The organism is Agrobacterium vacciniicorymbosi, from assembly GCF_040427045.1.
Taxonomy (GTDB): Bacteria; Pseudomonadota; Alphaproteobacteria; order Rhizobiales; family Rhizobiaceae; genus Agrobacterium.
In genome coordinates this window covers 517,853-541,886 of sequence record NZ_JBETMF010000001.1, presented here as the reverse complement: position 1 = coordinate 541,886, position 24,034 = coordinate 517,853, and the positions used below count along the sequence as shown (strand labels likewise).

The window sequence follows — 24,034 nt, the reverse complement described above, 5'->3', positions numbered from 1 at the left end:
CTGTGTCTGTTGCATTCTAGGGGATCGCAACTATATTCCGGCGGCTTGAAAGCTGGCCAGTGGCTAAGACTGTGCCCGAAAATCTGAGGAGTTCTTTATGTTCATTAGCCAAGCGTTTGCCCAGGATGCGGCAGGCACACCATCTGCATTCGGGTCTGGCCTTGAGATGCTTTTCCTGTTTGCCCCGCTGATGGTGGTCTGGTATTTTTTCCTGATCCGTCCGCAGCGCGCGCAGCTGAAGAAGCGTCAGGAAACGCTGACGGCCATTCGCCGTGGTGATCAGGTCGTTCTCGGCGGCGGCATCGTCGGCAAGGTGACCAAGGTCATCGACGACAACGAGCTGGAAGTCGAAATCGCCGAAGGCGTCAAGGTCCGTGCATCGCGCAGCTACATTGCCGAAGTACGCGTCAAGGGCGAGCCGGTGAAGACCGAAGCGCCTGCAAACGCCAAGTAATAATAAGCAGGTTGCGGCAAACGCAGCCTGGGTTCTGACACCCAACCTTGACCGAGACCTAAATGCTTCATTTTTCCCGCTGGAAAACAGCCTTCATCTGGCTGGCCGTGCTGATAAGCGTCGTTATCGCTTCTCCAAACCTGTTTACCGACAAGCAACTGGAGGGCATGCCAAACTGGTACAAGGACAATAAGGTAACTCTAGGTCTCGACCTTCAGGGTGGCTCCCACATCATGCTCAAGATCGAGCGTTCCGACATTGTGAAGGAACGTCTCGAAACCATCGTCGGCGATGTGCGGACCCAGCTGCGTGATGCCAACATCAAATATTCGGGCCTTGCCGGTAACGGCCAGCAGGTGCAGGTTCGCATCAGTGATCCGGCCCAGTATGAGGCCGCAAAGACCGCGCTTCGCGATCTGACGCTGCCCGTATCTTCCGGTACCCTGGTTGGCACGTCGATCACGGAAGTGACGATGAGCGATGGCGGCGATAGCCTGCTGCGCCTCAACCTGACCGATGACGGCATCAATTACCGCCTGTCTTCAGCTGTTTCGCAGTCCATCGAAGTCGTTCGCCGCCGCGTGGACGAAGTCGGCACGACCGAACCGCTGATCCAGCGTCAGGGTACAGACCGCATCATCGTGCAGGTTCCCGGTCTGCAGGATCCGCAGCGTCTGAAATCGCTGCTGAACCAGACTGCCAAGCTTTCCTTCCGCATGGTCGATACGTCCATGCCGGTGCAGGAAGCTTTGAATGGCCGCCCGCCGGCCACGTCTGAAATTCTCTATTCGCAGGACGATCCGCCGGTTCCTTATCTGGTGGAGCGCCGCGCACTGGTTTCGGGCGACAACCTCGTCGATTCGCAGGCCAGCTTTAACCAGCAGACCAACGAGCCGGTCGTGACCTTCCGTTTCGACAGCCGTGGTGCACAGCGTTTTGCGCAGGCCACCCAGCAGAATGTAGGCAAGCCTTTCGCCATCGTTCTCGACAACCAGGTGATTTCTGCTCCCGTGATCCGCGAGCCGATCATCGGTGGTTCCGGCCAGATTTCCGGCAACTTCTCGGTTCAGGGCGCAAACGACCTTGCTGTTCTGCTGCGCGCCGGTGCGCTTCCGGCAACGCTGACCGTTGTCGAGGAACGTACCGTTGGCCCAAGCCTTGGTAGCGACTCGATCAATGCCGGTCTGATGGCCAGCGCCATCGGCGCCGTTGGCGTCGTGCTGTTCATGTTCATTTTCTACGGCTTCTTCGGCCTTCTGGCGAATATCGCGCTGATCGTGAACATCGTCATGCTGCTAGCGGTGCTGAGTATCATCGGCTCGACGCTGACCTTGCCAGGTATTGCCGGTATCGTTCTGACCATCGGTATGGCTGTGGACTCCAACGTTCTGATCTATGAGCGTATCAGAGAAGAGGTGAGGAGCGGGAAGCCGTTGATCTCATCACTGGAGAACGGCTTTACGCGCGCCTTCGCGACCATCATCGACGCCAACCTGACGACGCTGATCGTTGCCAGCGTGCTGTTCTACATGGGCACCGGCCCGGTCAAGGGCTTTGCCGTAACGCTGGCCGTCGGTATCGTCACCACCGTCTTCACCGCCTATACGCTGACAGCGTGGCTGTTTGGCGTTTGGGTTCGCAAGAGCCGTCCAAAGCATCTGCCAAAGGGTATCCGCACCGCGATTTTCGATGGCAAGGACATTCCTTTCATGCGCTATCGCCGTTACGTCTTCATCATCACCGGCGTGGTGATGCTGGCGTGCATCGGCGGCTTCGTGACCAAGGGTCTGAACCTGGGTATCGACTTCCAGGGCGGTTCGGTCATCGAAGTCAAGGCCAAGCAGGGTGATGCCGATATCGCGGATATTCGCGAAAAGCTCAGCCAGCTCAACCTCGGTGAAATACAGGCTCAGGGCTTTGGAACCTCGCAGGACGTGCTGATCCGCATTCAGGCGCAGGAAGGCGGCGAAAATGCCGAGCAATCTGCGATCACCATGGTGCGCGGCGAACTTGAGGACAAATACGAATTCCGCCGCGTGGAAGTTGTCGGTCCTGCCGTTTCGGGCGATCTGACCTTTACCTCCACCGTGGGTATTGCTTTGGCCATGGTGGCCATCATGGCCTACATCTGGGTTCGGTTCGAATGGCAGTTCGCGCTGGGTGCGATCATCTCGATGGTCCACGATGTGGTGTTCACCATCGGCCTGTTCGTCTATCTCGGCATCGAATTCAACCTCACCAGTATCGCGGCGATCCTGACGATTATCGGTTACTCGCTCAACGACACGGTCGTCATTTATGACCGTGTTCGCGAAAACTTGCGGCGTTACAAGAAGATGCCGCTTTCGATGATCATCGACGTTTCGCTGAACCAGACGCTGTCGCGTACCATCCTGACCGGTTTGACGGTCATGCTGGCGCTGCTGGCGCTCTACCTGTTCGGTGGTGAAGTCATTCGCTCCTTCACCTTCGCCATGCTGTTCGGTGTCGGTATCGGCGTCTTCTCGTCGATCTACATTGCCGCACCGGTGCTGATCGCCTTCAAGCTGCGTCCGAATGGCAATGATGCCGAAGACGACAAGGCTGATGCCAAGAGCGGCGCTATCGGCGGCAAGCCGGCCGTCTGATGGCAGGTGGTATAGAAATACGCCCGGCCCATTTTCCCGGCCGGGCGCCCATCGATGCTTATGGCAATGGCGGATTTCGCTTTGCCGACATGTCGCATCGCGGATCGCTGTTGTGTCTTCCCTCCGGCATTCATGGCTGGGATGTGGAAGACAACACGATGCTGACGGTCGAGGCTTTTTCCAGGATTCTCGAACAGGCTGGTGAAATCGAATTTCTGCTGGTCGGTACGGGAGACGGCATGCGTATTCTTCCCAAGGAGCTGAAAGCCGCTTTGAAGGAAGCCGGTATTTCGGTGGATGCCATGAGCACGGGCGCAGCCGTGCGGACATACAATATCATGCTCTCGGAATCGCGTGCCGTAGCGGCGGCGCTGATTGCCGTGGAAGGCTGAAAGAGCGGAACAGCAATGACAGAGCCGGCAGGGATCAAGGACGCGTGCCTGAGCATGTTGCGCGAGACCGACCGCGACCGGTATCTGGCATGCCTTTTATCACCCGAAGACAAGCGTCCCGCGCTCGCCGCTCTCTATGCCTTCAATGCCGAAATCGCCCGCATACGTGACCTCGTGCGCGAACCACTGCCGGGTGAAGTGCGCATGCAATGGTGGAGCGATCTGCTGGAGGGCACACCGCGTGGCGAAAGCCTTGCCAACCCCGTGGCTGCCGCGCTGCTGAGCGCCATCGACACTTACAATCTACCGCGCAAGACGCTGATCGACATGATCGAAGCGCGCATTTTCGATCTCTACGATGATGTCTTCGAAGACCGCAATGCGCTGGAAGGTTATGCCGGTGAAACCGCGTCGGCGCTGATCCAGCTTTCCAGCATTGTTCTGTCTCCCACTGACGCCGCAGCGAGCGCGGAAGCGGCTGGCCATGCGGGTGTGGCGCAGGCCATGGCTGGCATGCTGTTGCTGATGCCGCTGCACCGGCGGCGAGGCCAAGTCTATGTGCCGCAGGACATGCTTGCCGCCGCCGGTCTCGATCGCGAGAGTTTTCTGGAAGGCAAGGACACGGCCCGCATCGGTGCTGCTATCGAAATATTCTGCATGCACGCGCAGGGCCATCTGGATAAGGCCCGCGAGGCGCAGGTGACGAAGTCCGTTTTCCCGGCCTTCATTCCGGTTTCGCTGGCAGGCAAGGTCATTGCCGACGCCAGGCGGGCAGGGGCAGGCCTGTTCGATCATGACATCCAGCCATCTATGCTGCGCCGCCAGTGGCAGCTCGCAAAAGCCTCATTCTCCAAACGCTTCTGACGGCTCAATATTCGCGCAAGGCTTGGTGGTTAAGAACCGGCACGTATGAGAGTCTTACCATCCATCAAGATGAGCCGCATGGAGCGACGTCGATGAACCCTGCAATCTGGTTACTCATTCTCGTTCCGCTGGGTTTCTTCGGCGTCTATGTCTGGCGCCTGCAGCGCGACCCTGATGATGACGACCGGCACGATACCGGACAGGCGATTCTCGATTTCGCTCGAGCTTTTCCCACGGAGGCGATCCGCAGCCTGCATATGACCGCTGACGGCAATGCCGTGTTCGTACGTCTGCACGACAACAAGGCCGGGTTCATGCGCAACATGGGCAAGCATCATGCCTGCATGCTGATCGATCCCGAGCGCATTACGGTCGAACATCTGGAAACCGGCGATGGTTTCGTGGTGACCTTTGTCGATAACCCGAAATATAGCGGTGCTTACCGGTTCAAATCAGCAGGGGAAGCGGCGGAAGTGTCGCTGTGGTTGCTCGGCAGCTATCTGGAAGCTGCCGAACAGGAGCCGAAGGCTGATGCCGATCAGGCCGCCGAGGATTCCGTCTCTGCGCCATCGCCGTCTACATCTACCTGAGCGAAGACCGGGGCGGGGACGCCCAGCCATGCGGCACAATCGGTCAGCGCACGTCTGGCCATGAGCTGACGCTTCATGATGGTCTTGTCCTTGCCGCGAAAGCGCTTGACGCCTTCGGGTTTGACGATGGAGCCCGGTGCCAGTTCTGGGAACAATCCGAAATTGACATTCATCGGCTGGAAGGAGCGCTTGCCCGGCTCCTCATCGGTGGACAGATGGCCGCCGGTAATGTGGTTGAGCAACGAGCCGAGAGCGGTCGTCGCAGGTGGCAGGCTGAGCGGCTCGCCCTTGCGTTCAGCGCTGGCGAAACGGCCGGTGAGAAGGCCGATGGAGGCGCTTTCTACGTAACCTTCGCAGCCGGTGATCTGACCGGCAAATCGCACGGATGGGCGCGATTTCAGCCGCAGCGAAGGATCGAGCAGGATCGGCGAATCGATGTAGGTATTGCGGTGCAGGCCGCCGAGGCGGGCGAACTCGGCATTCTCCAGACCCGGAATCATGCGGAAGATGTCGGCCTGCGTGCCGTATTTCAGCTTCGTCTGGAAACCGACCATGTTGTAGAGCGTGCCGAGCGCATTGTCCTGCCGAAGCTGCACGACTGCGTAGGCCTTGACGGTGGGATTGTGGGCATTGGTGAGGCCCATGGGCTTCATCGGGCCATGGCGCAGGGTTTCGCGTCCGCGTTCCGCCATGATCTCAATTGGCAGGCAGCCGTCGAAGTAGGGCGTGCCTTCCCACTCCTTGAAGCCCACCGTATCGCCCGCCACCAGCGCATCGATGAAGGCGTTATACTGCTGCTCGTCCATCGGGCAGTTGATGTAATCCTTGCCATTGCCGCCCGGGCCGACCTTGTCATAGCGCGACTGGTACCAGCAGATATCCATGTTGATGCTGTCGCGGTGGACGATGGGGGCGATGGCATCGAAGAAGGCGAGTGCGTCTTCACCGGTTTCAGCCTGAATGGCGGCGGCGAGATCTGGCGAAGTCAGCGGGCCGGTCGCGATAATGGTGTTGTCCCATTCCTTCGGCGGCAGGCCGGAAATTTCTTCGCGGACGATGGTCACCAGCGGGTGAGCCTCAAGCTGCGCCGTCACGGCTGCAGAAAAGCCATCGCGATCCACCGCCAGCGCGCCACCGGCGGGCACCTGATGCCTGTCCGCACAGGCCATGATGAGCGAACCGGCAAGCCGCATTTCGGCGTGAATGACACCCACGGCATTGGCGGTCGCATCATCAGAGCGGAAAGAGTTGGAGCAGACGAGTTCGGCCAGCGAATCTCCCTTATGGGCTTCGGTGCCGCGCACACCACGCATTTCGTGCAGAATGACGGGGACGCCAGACTGGGCAATCTGCCAGGCTGCTTCCGAACCGGCCAGCCCGCCGCCGACGACATGAATGGGGGAATAGGTCTTGTCTTGCATCGAGCACCCGCACCGCCATGCAGCAGATCAAGTGCTTCCAGGCGGACATGTTTGTTTGATTGTGAAGCCTGCCATTCTCAGCAGGCAATTTTGCGGATGCAGTACCACGGGAGAGGGTGGAGGCCAAACTTTTTCGGTGGTGGGGGTTAGAGCAGGAACCGTGAGTCTTACTACCGTCTTCCTCGGGCTTGTCCCGAGGATCTGACCACGTTGAATGTTGGGGTTCGTTAGATCCTCGGGACAAGCCCGAGGATGACGAAGGTGGGAGAGGCGGCAACGAGGTGTTCTACTAAGCCCTCAACACCGCATTATCCGGATCAAACGGGCTCTCTACGACCACTTCCGCGTCATAGAGATCGCCCAGTATTTTGATCTTCAATCTGGTGCCAACCGTTGCATGATCCGGCGAGAGCATGGCCAGCGCCAGCGACTTGCCGATGCGCCAGCCGAAGCCGCCCGAGGTGGCGCGACCGACGACATTGCCAGATGCGTCGTAGATGGCTTCCGAGCCGCGCGCATCCACAGTTGTGTTGCCGGAGACAACGAGGGTAGAGAAAATCCACTTCAGGCCTTGTTCCTTGCCCGCGACAACGGCGTGGCGACCGATGAACTGCTTTTCAGGTTTGATGAAGCGATCGAGGCCCGATGTATAGGCATTGTATTCGACCGAGAGTTCGCGGCCCATGTTGCGATAGGATTTCTCCAGCGACATGGAAACCATGGCGCGGATGCCGAAAGGCTTGATGCCGAATTCGGCACCTGCTTCCATCAGCCGGTCGAAGATATAGGCCTGCATTTCGATGGGGTGGTGCAGTTCCCAGCCCAACTCGCCAACGAAGTTGACGCGCAGCGCATGCGCCGTTGCCACGCCAACGGAAATTTCCTTGGCGGTGAGCCATGGGAAATCCTTGTTGTCGAGGCTGGTGCGGGTGAGCTTTTTCAGGACCTCTCGGGACTTCGGGCCGGCCAGTGCCAGCACGCCGTATTTCTGGGTGATGGGCTGAAGAATGACGGAGCCATCGGTGGGCGCGAGGCGGCGCAGGACGTCATGGTCGTGGTTTTCAAGGCCACCGGCGGAGACGAGGTAGAAGCGGCCCGGTGCCCACTCATAAACGGTGAATTCCGCTTTCACGCCGCCATCCTTGGTCAGAAGGTGGGTCAGCGCAATGCGACCACGCTTCTTGGGAATGGCATTGGCGAGGATCGAGTCCAGCCACGCACGCGCGCCGGGGCCGGAGACTTCCATTTTGGCGAAGGCCGACATATCCAGCACGCCGACATTCTGGTTTACGTTCTTCACCTCGTTGCCGACATGTTCGAAATAATTCGAACGGCGGAACGACCATTTTTCAACGATGCGACCATCATCCAGCGCAGGCGCGTGGTTATGGTTGGTGATGACGTCGGCACCCACGCCCAGCTCTTCAGGCTTCAATGCGTAACCTTCAGGCACGAACCAGTTGGCGCGCTCCCAGCCATAAACGGAGCCAAAGACGCCGCCCAGTTTCTTCAGACGATCATAGATCGGCGTGGTCTTGAGCGGACGGGCGGCGGCGCGCTCTTCATCCGGGTAGTGCATGGTGAAGACGTTGGCATAGGCCTCTTCGTTCTTTGCGATCAGGTAACCCTCGGTCGCGTAAGGACCGAAGCGGCGTGGATCGACACCCATGAGGTCGAGCGTCGGCTCGCCATCGACAATCCATTCCGCCAGCTGCCAGCCCGCGCCACCGGCAGCGGTGATGCCGAAGGAGTGGCCTTCGTTCAGCCAGAAATTCTTGAGACCCGGTGCGGGTCCGACGATCGGGTTACCATCCGGCGTATAGGCGATCGCACCATTATAGACCTTCTTGATGCCCACTTCGCCGAAGGCCGGAACGCGGGCAATGGCTGCTTCGATATGCGGCATCAGACGGTCCAGCTCTTCCTGGAACAGCTCGTATTCGCTCTGGTCCGAGGGACCATCGACATAACATACGGGAGCGCCGACTTCATAAGGGCCGAGGATGAGGCCGCCCGCTTCTTCACGCATGTACCAGGCGCTGTCGGATTCGCGCAGCACGCCCATTTCCGGCAGGCCCTGTTTGCGGCGTTCCAGAATATCCGGGTGCGGCTCGGTGACGATGTACTGGTGCTCGACCGGAATGACGGGAATGTTGATGCCGACCATCTCGCCGGTCTTGCGGGCGAAGTTACCGGTGCAGGAGATGACGTGCTCGGTGATGATCTCGCCCTTGTCGGTCGTCACCTTCCAGTGACCACCCTCAAGCTGCTCCAGCGCAGTTACGGTCGTATTGCGGTAGATGGTGGCTCCACGGTCGCGCGCACCCTTGGCCAGCGCCTGCGTGAGGTCTGCGGGCTGGATGTAGCCATCGTCAGGATGCTGGATGGCACCGAGCAGGCCATCTGTCTCACAGAGAGGCCAGACTTCCTTGACCTCTTCCGGCGTCAGCATCTTGACGTTGACGCCGATAGTTTCGGCGATGCCGGAATAATACATATATTCGTCCCAACGGTCCTTGGTGCGGGCGAGACGAATGTTGGAGACCTTGGAGAAGCCGACATTCATGCCGGTTTCTTCCTGAAGCTCTTCATAGAACTTCACCGAATATTTGTGGATCTGGCCGACAGAATAGCTCATGTTGAACAACGGCAGCAGGCCTGCGGCATGCCAGGTGGAGCCTGATGTCAGCTCCTTGCGCTCAATCAGAACAGCATCGCTCCAGCCCTTCTTGGCCAGATGATAGAGCGTCGAAACACCGACAACGCCGCCACCGATCACCACCGCCCGCGCATGTGTCTTCATGATGCAAGTTCCCCTTGAGGCATATTCGCTCGCTTTATGCGGGCTTTATCGAACCAGTTTGGGCCAGACTATGCAATGTCGCACCGTTGCTCAAACGCCTGATTACGACATGCAAAAGGCTCGCCGCGACGGCGAGCCTTTTGACGATTTTCAAGGCTTTTGAGCATCAGCCTCTGCGGTTGCGCGCAGAGGGTCTTGCCGTCTCGATTTCGGTATCTTTGACGGCAGGTTCGGGCTTTGGAATGTCCTGCTTTGGCGCGGCCGGGGTTTGAGCCGCGACGGGCTTGTCGCCATCATCCAAGAGCGCGGCCAGTGCATTGGGATTGTTGTCTGCATCGACGTGAATGTTCAGATTGCGCTGCTTCATGGGAATGCTGATGCCTTCCTCATGGAACCGCTTCAAAATCTCCATACGCAGATTGTTCTTGACCGTGAGGCCATGGCTGAGATCGGCGAGATGGAAACGCAGCTCGAAATCCAGTGCGAATTCTCCGAACCGCAGGAATTCCACATGCGGTTCCGGGTTGCGCAGAACCGGGGTCTGCTTCTTCACCAGTTCCAGCAGAATATCCATGACCCGCTGCGGGTCGGTGTCATAGGAAACGGAAACGGGAATTTCCGCGCGCTGGATGCGGTTTCTATGCGTCCAGTTGCCGACGGAGGAATTGATGAATTCCGAGTTCGGCACGATGATGGACTGGCCGCGGAAGGTTTCGATCTCGGTTGCACGCACTGACAGACGTTTGACGGTGCCTTCGACCGTGCCTGTCACCACCCAGTCACCCACCTTGAAGGGGCGCTCGACCAGCAGGATGAGACCGGACACGAAGTTCGACACGATGTTCTGCAAGCCGAAACCGATACCGACCGACAGTGCCGAGGCGACGAGCGCGAGGCTGGAGAGGTCGAGACCCGCAGACGAAATACCGAAGATCGCCGCGACCACGACGCCGAGATAGCCGATGCCGGTGCCAACGGAGTTGCGCACGCCCGCATCCACCTGGCCGCGCGCCATGACGTTTCTGTCCAGCCACTTCTGGAACCAGCGAGTGACCGCGTAGCCGATGACGAAGACGAGAATGCCGGTGATGATGCTGATGAGCGAGATGGAGGTTTTGCCGATGGAAAAGCCCGTCAGCAGGCGATAGGCCCAGCTTTCAATATCGCCGGGCTGGAAGCCCCAGGAAAACAGAACGAGCGGTACGCCGAAGATGAGCGCAATGCAGTAGATGCCGAGCCCGGCGGCAAGGCCTGCCTGATCCAGCGGCACGGGACCGAGCCCGAAGCGCTTGCCCAGATAACGCCCCACCAATGTCTCTGCAAACACGCCCTGTTTGGAAATGGCCCGGCCAGAGAGAATGCCGATATACATGGTGGCGATGACGGCACCGGTGGAAACGATCTGCGTTGCCAGAAACCGTGCAAGCCCCACATAGCCGGTCAGGCAGGCACCGATGAGCAGCAGGCCACCGAAGCGCAGCAGGGCCGAAAGCCAGCGCGGCATGGGGTGGTCTCTGACATCCTCATCACCTTCCTTGCTGGCCAGCGGCTTCACGAAGGACAACGTAAAGAGAATGATGCCGATGAAGATGGAGGCGACGAAGCTTTTGGCGACGGTGAGAATGAGCGGCGAATTCAGCGTTTCACTGATGGTGCTGAAGAGGTAGTCGAGACCATTGACCAACGCCATGACAAGCATGGCCGAAGAGATGATATGCGCGCCGCGCGTGGACACATTCAGCAGCCGCCATTCCGGCTGCGTGGGCGCGAAGATCGCGTAGGTAAGCCGCGATACGAAATAGATAAAGGCAACGATATACATCGCCACGAAGAAGATCGGCGCTATGTCCGGCCTCAGGACGCCGAAATTATCGAGCAGAAAGACCGAAGCGCCCATGAACAGGAAGACCGACATGGACTGCACCGTGGTCGACCAGAAAGCCACCGACAGACGCCGCAGATAAGATGGCTCTCCCGAGAAGGCCTTACGCTCCATTCTGTGCCCCAGCAGGCGGTAACCACCCACCATGAACAACAGCGCCGCAAATACGGACAGTGAAACCGCGCCGAACATGGACAGGCGCTTGTAGTTCCAGACGAAGATTGCCCAGCCGGTCAGCGAACTGCTGAGCGCTGAAATCTCGCCACCGAAGGCCTTTGCGGCATCTGCCAGAACTGGCAGCGAAATTTCCGTGCGCTTGAAAAGCGTGGCGGCAAACAAGGTGCGCCGGATGGAGGTGATGTTGTTGGAGAGGCGCGCGGCATTGGACGCGACGCTTTCGGCATCTCCCAGCACCGCGTTGATCTGGGCCTTCTCGGCGTTCAGCTTCGTGCGCTCGTCGGTCACAACGCTTGCTTCGGGCGGCTGGCCGTCCTTGGGTGGTTCACCAAGTGAGGTGATGCGGGAGTTGATTTCATCCAGACGGGCGCGCAGGTGGCCGACGGTGGCGGCGGCGTTGCCCGCCAGATCATCCGCTTTGCCTTTGAGATCGACGAGCTTGGTGTCGTCGTTGCGCTGGTTTTCCGTCTGCTGGGTGATGTCAGCCAGAATGGCCTTGTTTTCCACCATCCGCGCCTCGGCGCGTTGTGCCACGGGCAGGGAGGTGTCTTCGGTAACAGAACCGGGCGCTTGCGCCATAACGGACGGGGCGGGGAGCATCCATAGGGCCACGAAGGCCAACAGAATCGGCAGTACCCGGCACTGCCGTATGGAGAATGTCATCGTGAACGCCCTTCTGCTCTTTCCGAATCACTGCGCCAAGGTAGTAGGCCGCTTAAAGGTTTCAAGCTTGTCCTGCTCATGGCGCCCCAGCGCCACCTTGAAGAAAATATTAGAATCGCCAAATATGATTGTGCAGCAACCGAGGAGGAAATCATGGAATCTGCTGGAATTGGCTGGATCGCCGCAATCATCATTGGTGGCATAGCCGGTTGGCTCGCCGAAAAATTCATGAAGAGCAATATGGGTGTTTTCATGAACATCCTTCTCGGAATCGTCGGCGCCATCGTCGCCAACGCGATTCTGGCAGTATTCGGCATCGTTCTGACGGGATGGATCGGATATCTGATTGCAGGCTTCATCGGCGCTTGTATCCTGATTGCGATAGCGCGCGCTTTCAGGCGTTGACGACGAATAAAATTATCGGGTGAAAAAGCCCGGTTTTTCAGGCTTTTCCAGCGTGGGTGTCATTTTTCCGACGCAAAAATCGAAGAAATTTCATTTCCACGCTGGACAAGCAGAATGATCGTCTTTATACGGCCACTCACACCGCCAGACACGGCGGCGGCGGGTGATTAGCTCAGTTGGTAGAGCAGCTGACTCTTAATCAGCGGGTCGTAGGTTCGAGCCCTACATCACCCACCATTTTATCTAACGATCTCAATTCGTTATGTGTCTCTTAAGGCGATCCCAAACAAGCTGGAATAGTTGGACTTGGTTGCTGAAATCTGCAATGATTTCGTATCTCAAGTGCTACGTTGTTAAATGCGACGTCATCGGTGAAGCGAGCCTCCATGAGGCGTCTGACTGACCATCGACCTGCTCTCGTCTTCAGTATCTCCTAAAATCGCTATATCTTTTCTCGCGCAAACTAAAATCTCGTTTTCGCTCTGTACTTCGAGACGCTGACCACGGTCTTCAGCCCGGAACAAGCCGTTGCTTTTTTTGCGGAATTGTTCATTTGATGCCTATCCAATTTGCCTTTGGGGTAGCGCATGGACGGGACACGTCTTTTCGAACTCGTGATTGCGATGTTGCTCGCGATCATCGTTCTTCATTATATCGCGCAACGTCTGGGTCTGCCGCCATCGGTGGCGCTTCTGGCTGGCGGCGCGATGCTGGCATTCGTCCCCGGTCTGCCTCCGATTTCAGTCAATCCTGAACTGATTCTGGTGATCTTTCTGCCGCCGCTTCTGCTGGATGGTGCATGGTCGATTGCGGTGGACCGGTTGAAACGGCACGTCTTCGGGATAGCGTCGCTCGCCATTGGCGCTGTGTTGTTTACGACGATCATTGTTGCGGTTGTCGTCCACTTCCTGATGCCATCCCTGCCATGGGCGGCCTGTGCGGCGCTTGGGGCCATCGTTTCACCTCCCGACGCGGTTTCGGCGCGGGCCGTGCTGGAGCGTGTCCATCTGCCAAGGCGACTACAGATACTTCTGGAGGGCGAGAGCCTGCTGAATGACGCCAGTGGACTGGTGTTGTTCCGGTTCGCTGTCGCGGCTGCTGCGGGCGGTACGTTTAGCACGATAGACGCTCTCGGTACCTTCTTCGTTCTGGCTATTGGCGGCGCTGCGGTGGGCGTTGTCGTTGCGTTCGCATGGGTGAAACTCGTCCGCCGATTGGGTGACGAGTATCTTATGATCGCGGCGACGGCAATTATGTCATGGGTTTCTTATCTCGTGGCGGAGCAGATCCATGTATCGGGTGTCATCGCCACCGTGACTGCGGGGCTGATAGCATCATGGCACCAGCACACGGTCTTGTCCGCAGCGACGCGAATGCGCGGCACGTCCTTCTGGAACGTTCTCGTCTTCTTAATGGAGGCTGCGGTCTTTATCCTCATTGGGCTGTCGCTTCGTGATGTGGTGGAACGAGGGGGCGGTTTCGGTGCACTTGTCCAATCGATGGCCCTTCCGGCCGCCGTGATCCTCGTTACGCTTGTGGTGGCAAGGTTTGCCTGGATATTGGGAGCAGACCTCGTCATCAGGCTGTTCCACTCCACCGGACGAGCACGCACCGTGCCGATTGGGGCGGGTGGCGTGGCCGTGCTGGGTTGGGCCGGCATGAGAGGCGTCGTGACGCTGGCGCTCGCCTTGAGCTTGCCGGGAGATTTTCCGGGCCGCGACTTCATCCTCGTAATGTCATTCGCGGTTATCGTGGGAACGGTTCTTTTACAGGGAACGACGCTTGGGCGGGTGGTCGCCTGGGCGGGCCTTGGAGACATCGAAACGGAGCGAGCACCGCTGACGATGAGTGAGGCGGAAGCTGCTATGGCAGACGTGCAGCTCAAGACGGTGCAAAATCTTGCCTATGACGGCGATGGTCAACTCGTTCATCCACAACTGCTGAAGAGATATGAGCATCGATTGGCGGCAAGCGTAAGATATGCCGAGCGCACGGAACATTATTCACCGCTTCTTCACGCCCATTTCGACGTCGTTCTGGAAGCGGTTGCGGCGGGCAGGCGGGAGCTGATCAGGCTCCACCGCGCTGGACAGATCGACGACGAAACGCTTCGGGAACTCGAACGTGATCTCGATCTCGAAGAGCTGAGCGCGATCTCGGCGAAGGACTGAGGTGGATATTTTTGAAGTGTCCGTTCGCATCTGATGGGGCCGGGAGAAAGCTTCTTTAGTGTCCTGCCGAGTCTCAAATCCTTGCCCCAATGACTATCGTCTCAATCCTGCAACACATATATTAAACATCGCAAATAAGCCGTTCCCTCCGCAAAGCTGTCTCATTCTCCATCATAATCTAGGGAATGAGAGTTGTTACCAACATATTGATCCTCGTTGCGGGTGCGGTCGGAAGCGGGCTTGCTGCTGCCTTTACGGTGACCGTGATGGCGGAGGCGGGCGCGCTTGGATCTTGCTTCGAAGGAAGCTGTGCCTATGCTGGGCTGTTCATGGCGTTTCCCCTGACATGGTTCATCCTGTTTTCGCTGTTTCTGATGGCGATGCTGATCTGGCGGCGAAAGCCGAGACGGGATTATTAGGGCTGGACAAGGGGATTTCACACGTCCTATCATATGTCACCTACCGGATACACGCGGTTCGCGCGTGGAAAAGCTGGGAGAGTGTATCTGCACGCCCTTCATGAACTTGACACATCCGCACATATATCCGACTCTCCGACCCGCTGGGGATTCGTAGTTCTGATGCCTTTTCATCATCATGATGGACAGGCGTTCGAGCGTTTGAATGTGCGCGTCTCCTGACATCATGCTCAGGCGATGCGATAGAATGGAGTGCTTTATGCGCGCTTTGATCAATTCTCCGTCGCTTTCAGTCGACACCATGGATTATCAGGCCGAATGCCAGTTTGCCCTCGAGCCATCGATCAATGGGCTTCTGGAGAAGGCCGAAGGTGCGGGCTGGGATCGCCAACATGCCGTGCTGGCCATTGTGGCGCTGGCCAGCAATCAGGTTCCGGAAAGCAGCTTCACGGACGATCGTTCGCTTTCCTGAAGCGTAATACTTCGTTTTTGAAGTGTTTCAGCTTTTGTCGAATCGCGAATCGATTTTTCTTCCGATTTCGGGTGGTGTGGTGTTAGCCACCGCCGACGATATGGCCCCTGAAATCGGCATTAGTGCACGATATTGCAGGCAGACAACAATAAACCCGCCGATCATCTCGGCGGGTTTGTTTTTGGATCGATGATGCTCGCTTGAAAGTTAAGCGGCTGCCTGCTTTGGCAGGCTCTTCATGTCGATGACGAAGCGGTAGCGCACGTCGCTTTTGATCATACGCTCATAGGCTTCGTTGATCTGGTCGATATTGATCATCTCGATATCTGCAGCAATGCCGTTTTCAGCGCAGAAATCCAGCATTTCCTGGGTTTCTGGAATGCCACCGATCATGGAGCCGGCGAAAGTCTTGCGGCCGGGGATAAGGCTGAAGGCGTGAACCGACAGTGGCTTTTCCGGTGCGCCGACCTGAACCAGGGCACCATCGCGCTTGAGCAAAGCGAGGTAGGAGTTGATGTCATGGTCCGCAGCAACGGCGTCGATGATGAGATCGAGGCTGGAAGCCGCCTTCTTCATCTGCTCCGGGTCCTTGGAGACGATGACTTCATGTGCGCCAAGCTTCTTGGCGTCATCCGCCTTGCCGGGGGAGGTGGTGATCATGACGACCGTGGCGCCCATGGCATTGGCCAGCTTGACCGCCATATGGCCGAGACCGCCAAGGCCCACGACGCCGACGCGGGTGCCGGGCCCGGCATTCCAGTGGCGCAGTGGCGAATAGGTGGTGATGCCAGCGCAGAGCAGGGGTGCTGCCGCCGCCGGATCGAGGCTCTCGGGGATATTCAGCACGTAGCGATCATCCACGACCACATGGGCGGAATATCCACCCAGCGTATGCGCATCTCCGCCCATGGCTTTGTCAGGGGCGTTGTAAGTGCCAGTCATGCCCTTTTCGCAATAATTCTCAAGACCTTCGGCGCAGCTTGGGCAATCGCGGCAGCTATCCACGATGCAGCCAACGCCGACGCGGTCACCGGTCTTGAACTTGGTGACATCGGAACCGATGCGACCAACGCGCCCGATAATTTCATGGCCGGGAACGCAAGGGAACAGCGAGCCTGCCCATTCAGCGCGGGCAGTGTGGATATCCGAATGGCAGACGCCGCAGAATTCGATTTCAATTTCTACATCACGCGGGCCAGGATCACGCCGCTTGATGGTAGCGAGTTTCAGCGGAGAAGAGCCATCGTCGCAGGCATAGGCTGAAGTTGTGAACATGTGATGTCACCTATTTTATGGTTTATCGGATTGAGCAAAGGGCCGGATGGTAATCCAGCTTTGCGGAGCGAAGAAACGTCGGTCGATGCAGAAGGTTGCCGTGGGCATCAGCCCGCAGGATTGGCCACTTCGTTTTCCGCTGCGCCAAACACTTCCTCGAAGGCTTCGCGCAACAGAACATCGACATCTTCCATCATAACCGGCAATCCCAGATCGACAAGGCTGGTTACGCCATATTGCGTGATGCCGCATGGAACGATGCCGGTGAAATGCGTCAGATCCGGCTCCACATTAATCGACAGGCCGTGGAAGCTGACCCATTTGCGCAGGCGAATGCCGAGTGCTGCGATCTTGTCCTCACTCATGCTGCCATCTGGCAACAGCGGTTTTTCCGGGCGGCGCACCCAGACACCGACGCGGTCTTCGCGCCGCTCGCCACGCACATTCATCTTGTCCAGCGTGCGAATGATGACGTCTTCCAGCGCAGCAACATAGGCGCGCACATCCTGTTTGCGGCGTTTGAGGTCCAGCATGACATAGACTACGCGCTGGCCCGGGCCGTGATAAGTATATTCGCCGCCGCGACCCGTGGCGAAAACGGGAAAACGATCCGGCTCTATAAGATCGGCGGAATCGGCGCTGGTGCCAGCGGTGTAAAGCGGCGGATGCTCCAGTAGCCAGACAAGCTCATCCGCTTCGCCTGCCGCAATGGCCGCAACTTCGCGTTCCATCTCGGCAATGGCATGCTCATAAGGCACAAGCCCGTCGGAGATTCGCCAGCGAACCGGCGCAGAACCGGGCTCGGCAAACATATTTGTCTGGATATCGGTGCGTGTAAGCATGAAAATGTCCTTTCCACAGCCTTCTCGCAGAATGATTTCAGCGCTGCAAGTCCAGCGTTTGCGGGCTTCTTCGATATAGGGATGATGTGGGCGGTTTTTAATTTCAAAAATCTGTCATGACGCTCTTGTGCACCCAAAATCCTTTTGCTACATGCACCTCCGTCGGCGCAAGTCGGCATCTACCACGATGCGGTCGTGGCGGAATTGGTAGACGCGCAGCGTTGAGGTCGCTGTGGGGCAACCCGTGGAAGTTCGAGTCTTCTCGACCGCACCAAAGAAACCCGCTTCGGCGGGTTTTTTCTTTTTTACCAGTATTTTCCGCGCATTTGTTAAACTGAAAATCCAGCGCAATTTCAGCTTTGGATGGACCGCTTACGCTTCGTGCGTTGGATATCTGCTCATGCCAGCGCGTTTAACGCTGGCGGCTTCTGGCAGCGGCAGTGCGGCGTTTGCTGACCTGTTTCTTAGCCGGTGTGGCTTTGGGTTTGCGTGTCGTTTTGCCACCCAGTGCGGCTTCGAAAATGCTGCCGACGAGGCCGCCTCCAAGCGACGTGTTGGCCTTGGTCCGACGCTTGGTGCGTCTGGTTTGCTTCACGCCGGTTTTCTTGAGGATTTCGGACATGGCGCCTTTGACGACGCCGCTTATCAGCTGATCAACAATTTTCGACAAATGCGCCTCTCATGCCTATAAAATGTCATCATTTATAATATAGGTGCGGCGCCCAACATCAAGCGATCTTTCGGGGTTGCCCGTTTCAGGATTGCTTCTCATGGCGAAGGTTTCGTCGCGACTCGTCTTTTATTTTCCCGGTTTCGATCCCCTGGATGCGGCGGCTCATCAGCGCCGCTATGAGCGCAGTGCCGTGCAATCCGGCAAGACCTTCGGTGTCGATTTCACCGTGGGCGGCGTTGGGCAGACGGAAGCGGGGAGCCGCATGGACGTTGGCGCGCAGCATGATGGCCACGCGACACAATCCACCGTGTTCATACACGACCATAATGATCTGATCTCACGCTTGCGAGCTGGGTCCATCTGGAAACAGATTGCGCTTGGCTTCAAGGCTGGTGGCGGGATTATCCGTGAAGGTGGAGCTTTCGCCTATTTCTGCCATGCGTGGCGCTTCGGGCTGTTTTTCCTGTTTCCGTTCCTGCTGATTGCACTGGGTGTAACCGCCGCTGTTTTAATTGCCGCGCTGCCTTTGCTAGTTGGCGTTTCGGTGCTTCTCTGTCTTCTCACCGTCCCGCTCGGCTATCTCTTCTTCGTGAAGGGCGTGATGCCGTATTCGGAGCGGTTTCATACGCTGCATCTTTTTGCCGACTGGCGTTTTGCGTTGGCCGTGGGGCGTGATGCGGCCATGGCGCGTGACTGGATCGAGGACAAGGCGCGGGCCGTGCTGCTGGCGCTGGAGCAGGCTTCAGACGAGGTTCTGTTTGTTTCGCACAGCATGGGCGCAAGTCTGGCGCTGGCCGTTGCTGGTCGGGTGCTGGAGCTGAAGGCGGATGCCTTCGATAGCAGGCGCGTCGCCTTCGTGACGCTTGGCGGTGCAGCACTTCAGTGTGGGCTGCTTTCCAGCGCTTCACGCCTGCGCCAGAGCATCGGCGTGCTGGCGCGGCATGGAGATGTAAACTGGTTCGATATCCAGTGTCTGACCGATCCCATCCATCTCTACAAGTGCCATACGGCCAAGCTGACCGGGCACGGCAATGCCCGTCAGCCGAAGATCGTGCCGATCCGTTTCAAACATTCGATGTCGGACGAGCGCTACGGCAAGAACCGACGCAATTTCCTGCGCATGCACCGCCAATATGTGCTGGGCTCCGACCGTAAATCCGGTTTCGATTTTACGCTGCTGACGGCTGGCCCACTGCCTGCGGCATCCTTTGCAGATCTGCGTTCAGATACGCCGCCGGACATGTTTCGGTAAAGCAATTTAGGTTGCCACTCACTCCGTCATTCCGGCCTTGAGCCGGAATCCAGTCAGCCCGAGTCCTTGGGCTGAAGAGACTTTCCTCGCCGCGCAGACGCGCGGCGGCTGGATACCGGCTCAAGGCCGGTATGACGGAGGTTAACTGGACAATAAAAAAGAAAAGCCCGCGCGAAGGTCTCGCGCAGGCCTTTGATCTTGAATGCGGACGTTTGATTATTCCGGTGCTGACGTCTGCAAGGCGAGGGCGTGCAGAACGCCGCCCATGTTGCCCTTCAATGCGTCATAAACCATCTGGTGCTGCTGTACGCGCGTCTTGCCCTTGAAGGCTTCCGCGACGACTTCTGCCGCATAGTGATCGCCGTCGCCGGCGAGATCACGAATGGTTACTTTTGCTCCGGGAATTCCGGCCTTAATCATGTCCTCTATGTCGCCGGGCTTCATGGGCATGGTGTTCACTCCTCAATTCTTATTCTGCAGCGACGAGAGTCTCGCCGTCCATGAACTGAGGGAACCATGATTCATGGGCCGAACGCAATTCATTAATCTCGACGGCGCGGGCCTTACCCAGCTTAACTGTAGAGCCGCCGGTCTTGCCGATCGCGACCAGCGAAACACCGGCGGAAGCGGCACGGGATTTCACGGTTTCGAGATTGGACTGGCTGACCGTCAGCACGTAACGGCCTTGATCTTCGCCGTAGAATGTCAGCACCGGATTGTGGCCTTCGACCGCATCCACAGTGGCGCCGATGTCGGATGCAATCGCCATTTCGGCAACGGCAAGTGCCAGACCGCCGGAGGAGCAATCGTGGACGGCGCTTGTCAGACCATCGGTGATGATGGCGCGGACGAAATCGCCGGTCTTCTTTTCGTGGGCCATATCCACATGCGGGGCAGGGCCGTCGGTGCGGCCATGGACATCGCGCATATACACGGACTGAGCGATATGTTTGCCCAGACCTTCCGGCGCGCCTGCGAGAAGGATGACGTCATCGGCGGCGGCAAAACGAATGCGCGCCATCTTGGCCCAATCCGACAAAAGGCCGACGCCACCGATGGTGGGGGTTGGCAGGATCGCCTGACCATTGGTCTCGTTGTACAGCGAGACGTTGCCGGAAACGATGGGGAATTCCAGAGCAAGGCAGGCTTCGCCGATGCCTTTGATGGCATGAACGAGCTGGCTCATGATTTCAGGCTTTTCAGGGTTGCCGAAATTGAGGTTATCGGTCGCGGCCAGCGGCAATGCGCCTGTAGCCGTAATATTGCGCCAGCATTCGGCCACAGCCTGCTTGCCGCCTTCAAACGCATCTGCTTCGACGTAACGCGGGGTGACGTCAGAGGAGAAGGCGAGTGCCTTGGTGGCATGGCCTTCGACGCGTACCACGCCTGCATCACCGCCTGGCAACTGCAAGGAATTGCCCTGAATAAGCGTGTCGTACTGCTCGTAGACCCAGCGGCGCGAGGAATTGTTGGCGGAGCCGACAAGCTTCAAAAGTGCATCGGCAATGTCGGCGTCCGGCACATCATTTTCCGCCAGTGGTGCAGGCACCTTGGCCGGTGTCCATGGGCGGTCGTATTCCGGGGCTTCATCGCCCAGTTCCTTGATCGGAAGGTTGGCGACTTCTTCGCCGTTATGCAGAACGCGGAAGCGCAGATCGTCTGTCGTCTTGCCGACGATGGCGAAGTCCAGACCCCACTTGACGAAGATCGCCTTGGCGACCTCTTCCTTGGAGGGTTCCAGAACCATGAGCATACGCTCCTGGCTTTCCGACAGCATCATTTCATAAGCGGTCATGCGCTCTTCACGAACCGGAACCTGATCGAGGTTCAGTTCGATGCCGAGATCGCCCTTGGCGCCCATTTCGACAGCAGAGCAGGTGAGGCCAGCGGCGCCCATATCCTGAATGGCGATGACGGCGCCGGTCTTCATCAGTTCAAGGCAGGCTTCCAGCAGGCACTTTTCGGTGAAGGGGTCGCCGACCTGAACGGTGGGGCGTTTTTCCTCGATGGATTCGTCGAATTCGGCTGATGCCATGGTAGCACCACCAACTCCATCACGGCCCGTCTTTGCGCCGAGGTAGACGACCGGCAGGCCGACGCCCTTGGCTTCCGACAGGAAGATGGCGTCGGACTTGGCAAGACCGGCTGCGAAGGCATTGACGAGGATGTTGCCGTTGTAACGTGCGTCGAACTCGACTTCGCCGCCAACCGTTGGAACGCCGAAGGAGTTGCCGTAACCGCCGACACCGGCAACGACACCGGCCACGAGGTGGCGGGTCTTCGGGTGGTCGGGGGAACCGAAACGGAGCGCGTTCATGGCAGCGATGGGGCGCGCGCCCATGGTGAACACGTCACGCAAAATGCCGCCGACGCCGGTTGCCGCGCCCTGATAGGGTTCGATGTAGGATGGGTGGTTGTGGCTTTCCATCTTGAAAACGACGACATCGCCATCATCGATATCGACAACGCCTGCGTTTTCGCCGGGGCCTTGAACGACGCGTGGGCCGGTCGTTGGCAGGGTCTTCAGCCACTTCTTGGAGGATTTGTAGGAGCAGTGCTCGTTCCACATGGCGGAGAAGATGCCAAGCTCGGTAAAGCTCGGCTCGCGGCCGATCAGGTCGAGGATGCGCTGGTATTCATCGGGCTTGAGCCCATGGGATGCAATGAGTTCCGGGGTGATCTGAATATGATTTGGAAGTGTCATAGGTCTCACGGGGTTCGAGCCGGTACGGGAGTTTCCGGTTCTTTACCGCAAGAGACGGGAAGGTGCGACAGGAAAATGTCATCGGGCCACGCCAAAAGCGACCTTTTGCCGGTTATCCAGACTTTCACGCGGTGTCAGGCCACACCTTCGTAGCCTGCTGAACCGTTGTCGAGCAGTTGCCGCAATATGCCGAAGGCTTCTGTCAGTTCTTCACGTGTTTTGGGTGCGGAAAAACTGATGCGGACGCGGTGGAAGACTTTTTCCGAACGCCCCGCTTTGAACTCATCCTCATCATCGATGAGGATACCTTCTTTCATGGCCGCACTTCGGAAGGTGCCAGACAGCCATGGTTCCGGCAGCTTGAGCCAGAGGAACGGAATATCCGGCATCGAATTGAATTCGAAGTCAGCAAAGGCGCTGCGGGCAATCTGTTCGCGGGCATTGATCTCTTCGGTGACGTCTTTGCGGATATTATGTGCATCGCCGCTGTTGACCATGCGGGCGCTGAGTTCTGCCAGCAGGAAGGGCAGGCCGCCGGTCATCATGGCGTGGGAAATGCGGATGCGCGAAGCGAAATTCGACGGGCAGGCGACCCAGCCGCCACGCACGCCAGCCGAAACGGATTTCGACAGGCCCCCAACGACGAAGGTCTGGTCGGGCGCGAACTGCGCAATCATAGGCGGCTGATTCATGACCATCGCGCCATAAAGATTATCTTCGATGATCCAGACATTGTATCGGTGGGCGATGTCGGCGATGGCGCGGCGACGATCCTCAGGCAACACGGCGCAGGTCGGGTTCTGGCCTGACGGCATGAGGAAGATCATCTTCGGGTGTTGCTGTGCACAGACCCGCTCGAAATCTTCAGGGATGATGCCTTGGTCGTCACTCTCCACCACCGATGCACGGCGACCGGCGAGGATGGCGGCTCTGGCAATCTGTGAATAGGTGACTTGCTCGAACACGATCCGGTCTCCCGGCGAGGTCATGGCGGTGATGACGCCCATGATCGCCGCATGCGCGCCGAGGGTGGGCACAATGTTGTCGACCGTGGGCGACCAGTCACCCTGGCTTAACCAGCGAACACCGGCCTGCACCCACTCCTGCGGAACCGCCCGCGCATAATCGGTGATCAGTAGTGAGCAGTCCCTGACGATATCCGAGATGTGCCGGTCGATCAGCGCATTCTGGCCGATGTTTGGTGCTGCGGTTGTGTTCAGGCGAAATCGGTTGGGTGTATCGGACGCTACGCGTGTGCCTCCAAGAGGAGGAATTACTCTCCCCACTTTCGATTCCGGGCTGGGCGTCTTGCTTGCATTGACATAGGTGCCACGCCCCACTTCGCCGCTGACAAGGCCGCGCTCGTGGATGAGGGAATAGGCGCGGCTGATGGTGCCGATTGTCACCCCCAGATCGAAAGCAAGGTTTCGCTGCGGCGGCAGCTTGGTGCCGGGCGCTAACGTGCCTTCGGAAATGGCGGTTTCAATATGGTCGGCAAGCCGCACGTAAATCGGGCCGGTGCCTTGCGATAAATCTGGGAGCCAATTTGTCATGGTGACAATTTATGCATTGTACTCGTTTATAAGTCAATTGTATTGATTGTCTCAATTGAGCTATTTCTGAAAATCCCTAAGGGGTACAATATGCGTAAGCTGGATCAATATCTCTCGACAATCGATACAATGTACCCTGATGGCTACACGCGGGAACGTGTTTTCCGCGATGATGGCGAGATGGTTAGCCCCGCGCCGTTTCAGGCACAACCGCGCAATCTGGTGGAGCGGCTGCTCGGTGCATTCGGCCAGTGGCAGCGCAAGCGTGCCAGCCGGCTAGCGCTGCGGGATATGACAGCAGAAGAGTTGGCAGACATTGGAATTACGCGGCAGGATGCGATGCGTGAGTTTTCCAAGGCGCGGCTGTTTTCACTGCCGCGCTCGTTCTGAGGTGG

Annotated in this window: 20 protein-coding genes and 2 tRNA genes; 13 read left to right on the top strand and 9 right to left on the bottom strand. The window is 58.1% G+C overall.

What is annotated here, in order from left to right; genetic code table 11:
- Positions 1-97: 97 nt before the first annotated feature.
- The 5 genes from yajC to ABUK73_RS02705 all read left to right on the top strand — a co-directional run bounded on the left by yajC (position 98) and on the right by ABUK73_RS02705 (position 4,927).
- Positions 98-454, top strand: a complete 357-nt coding sequence (yajC, locus tag ABUK73_RS02725) for a preprotein translocase subunit YajC (RefSeq protein WP_113085905.1) — start codon at positions 98-100, stop codon at positions 452-454.
- A gap of 62 nt (positions 455-516) precedes the next feature.
- Positions 517-3,081 (top strand): protein translocase subunit SecDF, encoded by a 2,565-nt coding sequence (gene secDF, locus ABUK73_RS02720; protein ID WP_353575916.1) that lies wholly within the window; start codon positions 517-519, stop codon positions 3,079-3,081.
- Positions 3,081-3,473, top strand: a complete 393-nt coding sequence (locus tag ABUK73_RS02715) for an Mth938-like domain-containing protein (protein WP_353575915.1) — start codon at positions 3,081-3,083, stop codon at positions 3,471-3,473. The genes secDF and ABUK73_RS02715 overlap by 1 nt, the downstream gene beginning before the upstream one ends.
- A 15-nt stretch (positions 3,474-3,488) precedes the next feature.
- Entirely contained in the window at positions 3,489-4,337 is an 849-nt protein-coding gene (locus ABUK73_RS02710) for a phytoene/squalene synthase family protein (RefSeq protein ID WP_353575914.1), read from the top strand.
- 92 nt (positions 4,338-4,429) lie between these two features.
- Positions 4,430-4,927: a hypothetical protein gene (locus tag ABUK73_RS02705; RefSeq protein WP_353575913.1), complete on the top strand. Its 498-nt coding sequence runs from the start codon at positions 4,430-4,432 to the stop codon at positions 4,925-4,927.
- On the opposite strand, the gene trmFO is transcribed toward ABUK73_RS02705, so the two are convergent.
- From trmFO to ABUK73_RS02690, 3 genes are all read right to left on the bottom strand, one after another.
- Positions 4,876-6,348 (bottom strand): methylenetetrahydrofolate--tRNA-(uracil(54)-C(5))-methyltransferase (FADH(2)-oxidizing) TrmFO, encoded by a 1,473-nt coding sequence (gene trmFO, locus ABUK73_RS02700; protein WP_353575912.1) that lies wholly within the window; start codon positions 6,346-6,348, stop codon positions 4,876-4,878. The two genes, ABUK73_RS02705 and trmFO, sit on opposite strands and share 52 nt — an antisense overlap.
- Positions 6,349-6,637: 289 nt before the next feature.
- Positions 6,638-9,151, bottom strand: a complete 2,514-nt coding sequence (locus tag ABUK73_RS02695; protein ID WP_353575911.1) for a GcvT family protein — start codon at positions 9,149-9,151, stop codon at positions 6,638-6,640.
- Between the two features lie 166 nt (positions 9,152-9,317).
- Positions 9,318-11,873, bottom strand: a complete 2,556-nt coding sequence (locus ABUK73_RS02690; protein WP_454892312.1) for a mechanosensitive ion channel domain-containing protein — start codon at positions 11,871-11,873, stop codon at positions 9,318-9,320.
- Positions 11,874-12,026: 153 nt separating this feature from the next.
- Here ABUK73_RS02690 and ABUK73_RS02685 point away from each other — a divergent pair, with 153 nt between their 5' ends.
- From ABUK73_RS02685 to ABUK73_RS02665, 5 genes are all read left to right on the top strand, one after another.
- Positions 12,027-12,278 (top strand): GlsB/YeaQ/YmgE family stress response membrane protein, encoded by a 252-nt coding sequence (locus tag ABUK73_RS02685; RefSeq protein WP_113085935.1) that lies wholly within the window; start codon positions 12,027-12,029, stop codon positions 12,276-12,278.
- Positions 12,279-12,439: 161 nt separating this feature from the next.
- Positions 12,440-12,515, top strand: a tRNA-Lys gene (locus ABUK73_RS02680).
- A gap of 350 nt (positions 12,516-12,865) precedes the next feature.
- Positions 12,866-14,449 carry a Na+/H+ antiporter gene (locus ABUK73_RS02675; protein WP_353575910.1) on the top strand — a complete coding sequence of 528 codons (1,584 nt, stop codon included), beginning with the start codon at positions 12,866-12,868 and terminating at the stop codon, positions 14,447-14,449.
- Between the two features lie 185 nt (positions 14,450-14,634).
- A complete protein-coding gene (locus ABUK73_RS02670) occupies positions 14,635-14,868 on the top strand; it encodes a hypothetical protein (RefSeq protein ID WP_353575909.1) in 234 nt (77 codons plus the stop codon).
- Between the two features lie 259 nt (positions 14,869-15,127).
- Complete coding sequence (locus tag ABUK73_RS02665; RefSeq protein ID WP_353575908.1) at positions 15,128-15,340, top strand: hypothetical protein; 213 nt, start codon at positions 15,128-15,130, stop codon at positions 15,338-15,340.
- 207 nt (positions 15,341-15,547) lie between these two features.
- On the opposite strand, the gene ABUK73_RS02660 is transcribed toward ABUK73_RS02665, so the two are convergent.
- Positions 15,548-16,615, bottom strand: a complete 1,068-nt coding sequence (locus tag ABUK73_RS02660) for an NAD(P)-dependent alcohol dehydrogenase (RefSeq protein WP_353575907.1) — start codon at positions 16,613-16,615, stop codon at positions 15,548-15,550.
- Positions 16,616-16,722: 107 nt separating this feature from the next.
- Positions 16,723-17,457: a lipoyl(octanoyl) transferase LipB gene (lipB, locus tag ABUK73_RS02655; protein WP_353575906.1), complete on the bottom strand. Its 735-nt coding sequence runs from the start codon at positions 17,455-17,457 to the stop codon at positions 16,723-16,725.
- Between the two features lie 189 nt (positions 17,458-17,646).
- Here lipB and ABUK73_RS02650 point away from each other — a divergent pair.
- A tRNA-Leu gene (locus ABUK73_RS02650) sits at positions 17,647-17,731 on the top strand.
- 138 nt (positions 17,732-17,869) lie between these two features.
- Here ABUK73_RS02650 and ABUK73_RS02645 read toward each other — a convergent pair.
- The gene (locus tag ABUK73_RS02645) at positions 17,870-18,127 is read right to left on the bottom strand and encodes a hypothetical protein (protein ID WP_353575905.1); all 258 of its coding nucleotides are present in this window, start codon (positions 18,125-18,127) and stop codon (positions 17,870-17,872) included.
- Between the two features lie 100 nt (positions 18,128-18,227).
- Between ABUK73_RS02645 and ABUK73_RS02640 the strand changes: the two genes are divergently transcribed.
- Complete coding sequence (locus ABUK73_RS02640) at positions 18,228-19,382, top strand: hypothetical protein (RefSeq protein WP_353575904.1); 1,155 nt, start codon at positions 18,228-18,230, stop codon at positions 19,380-19,382.
- Between the two features lie 216 nt (positions 19,383-19,598).
- Here the strand turns inward: ABUK73_RS02640 and ABUK73_RS02635 are convergent, their stop codons facing one another.
- The 3 genes from ABUK73_RS02635 to ABUK73_RS02625 form a co-directional block, all read right to left on the bottom strand.
- Positions 19,599-19,832, bottom strand: a complete 234-nt coding sequence (locus ABUK73_RS02635) for a BolA/IbaG family iron-sulfur metabolism protein (RefSeq protein WP_003507909.1) — start codon at positions 19,830-19,832, stop codon at positions 19,599-19,601.
- Between the two features lie 19 nt (positions 19,833-19,851).
- On the bottom strand, positions 19,852-22,086 hold the full coding sequence (purL, locus tag ABUK73_RS02630; RefSeq protein WP_353575903.1) for a phosphoribosylformylglycinamidine synthase subunit PurL: 2,235 nt from the start codon (positions 22,084-22,086) through the stop codon (positions 19,852-19,854).
- Between the two features lie 134 nt (positions 22,087-22,220).
- Positions 22,221-23,639, bottom strand: coding sequence for an aminotransferase-like domain-containing protein (locus ABUK73_RS02625; protein WP_353575902.1), 1,419 nt, complete (start codon positions 23,637-23,639; stop codon positions 22,221-22,223).
- Between the two features lie 90 nt (positions 23,640-23,729).
- Here ABUK73_RS02625 and ABUK73_RS02620 point away from each other — a divergent pair, with 90 nt between their 5' ends.
- Positions 23,730-24,029, top strand: a complete 300-nt coding sequence (locus ABUK73_RS02620) for a DUF1127 domain-containing protein (RefSeq protein ID WP_353575901.1) — start codon at positions 23,730-23,732, stop codon at positions 24,027-24,029.
- Positions 24,030-24,034: the final 5 nt, after the last annotated feature.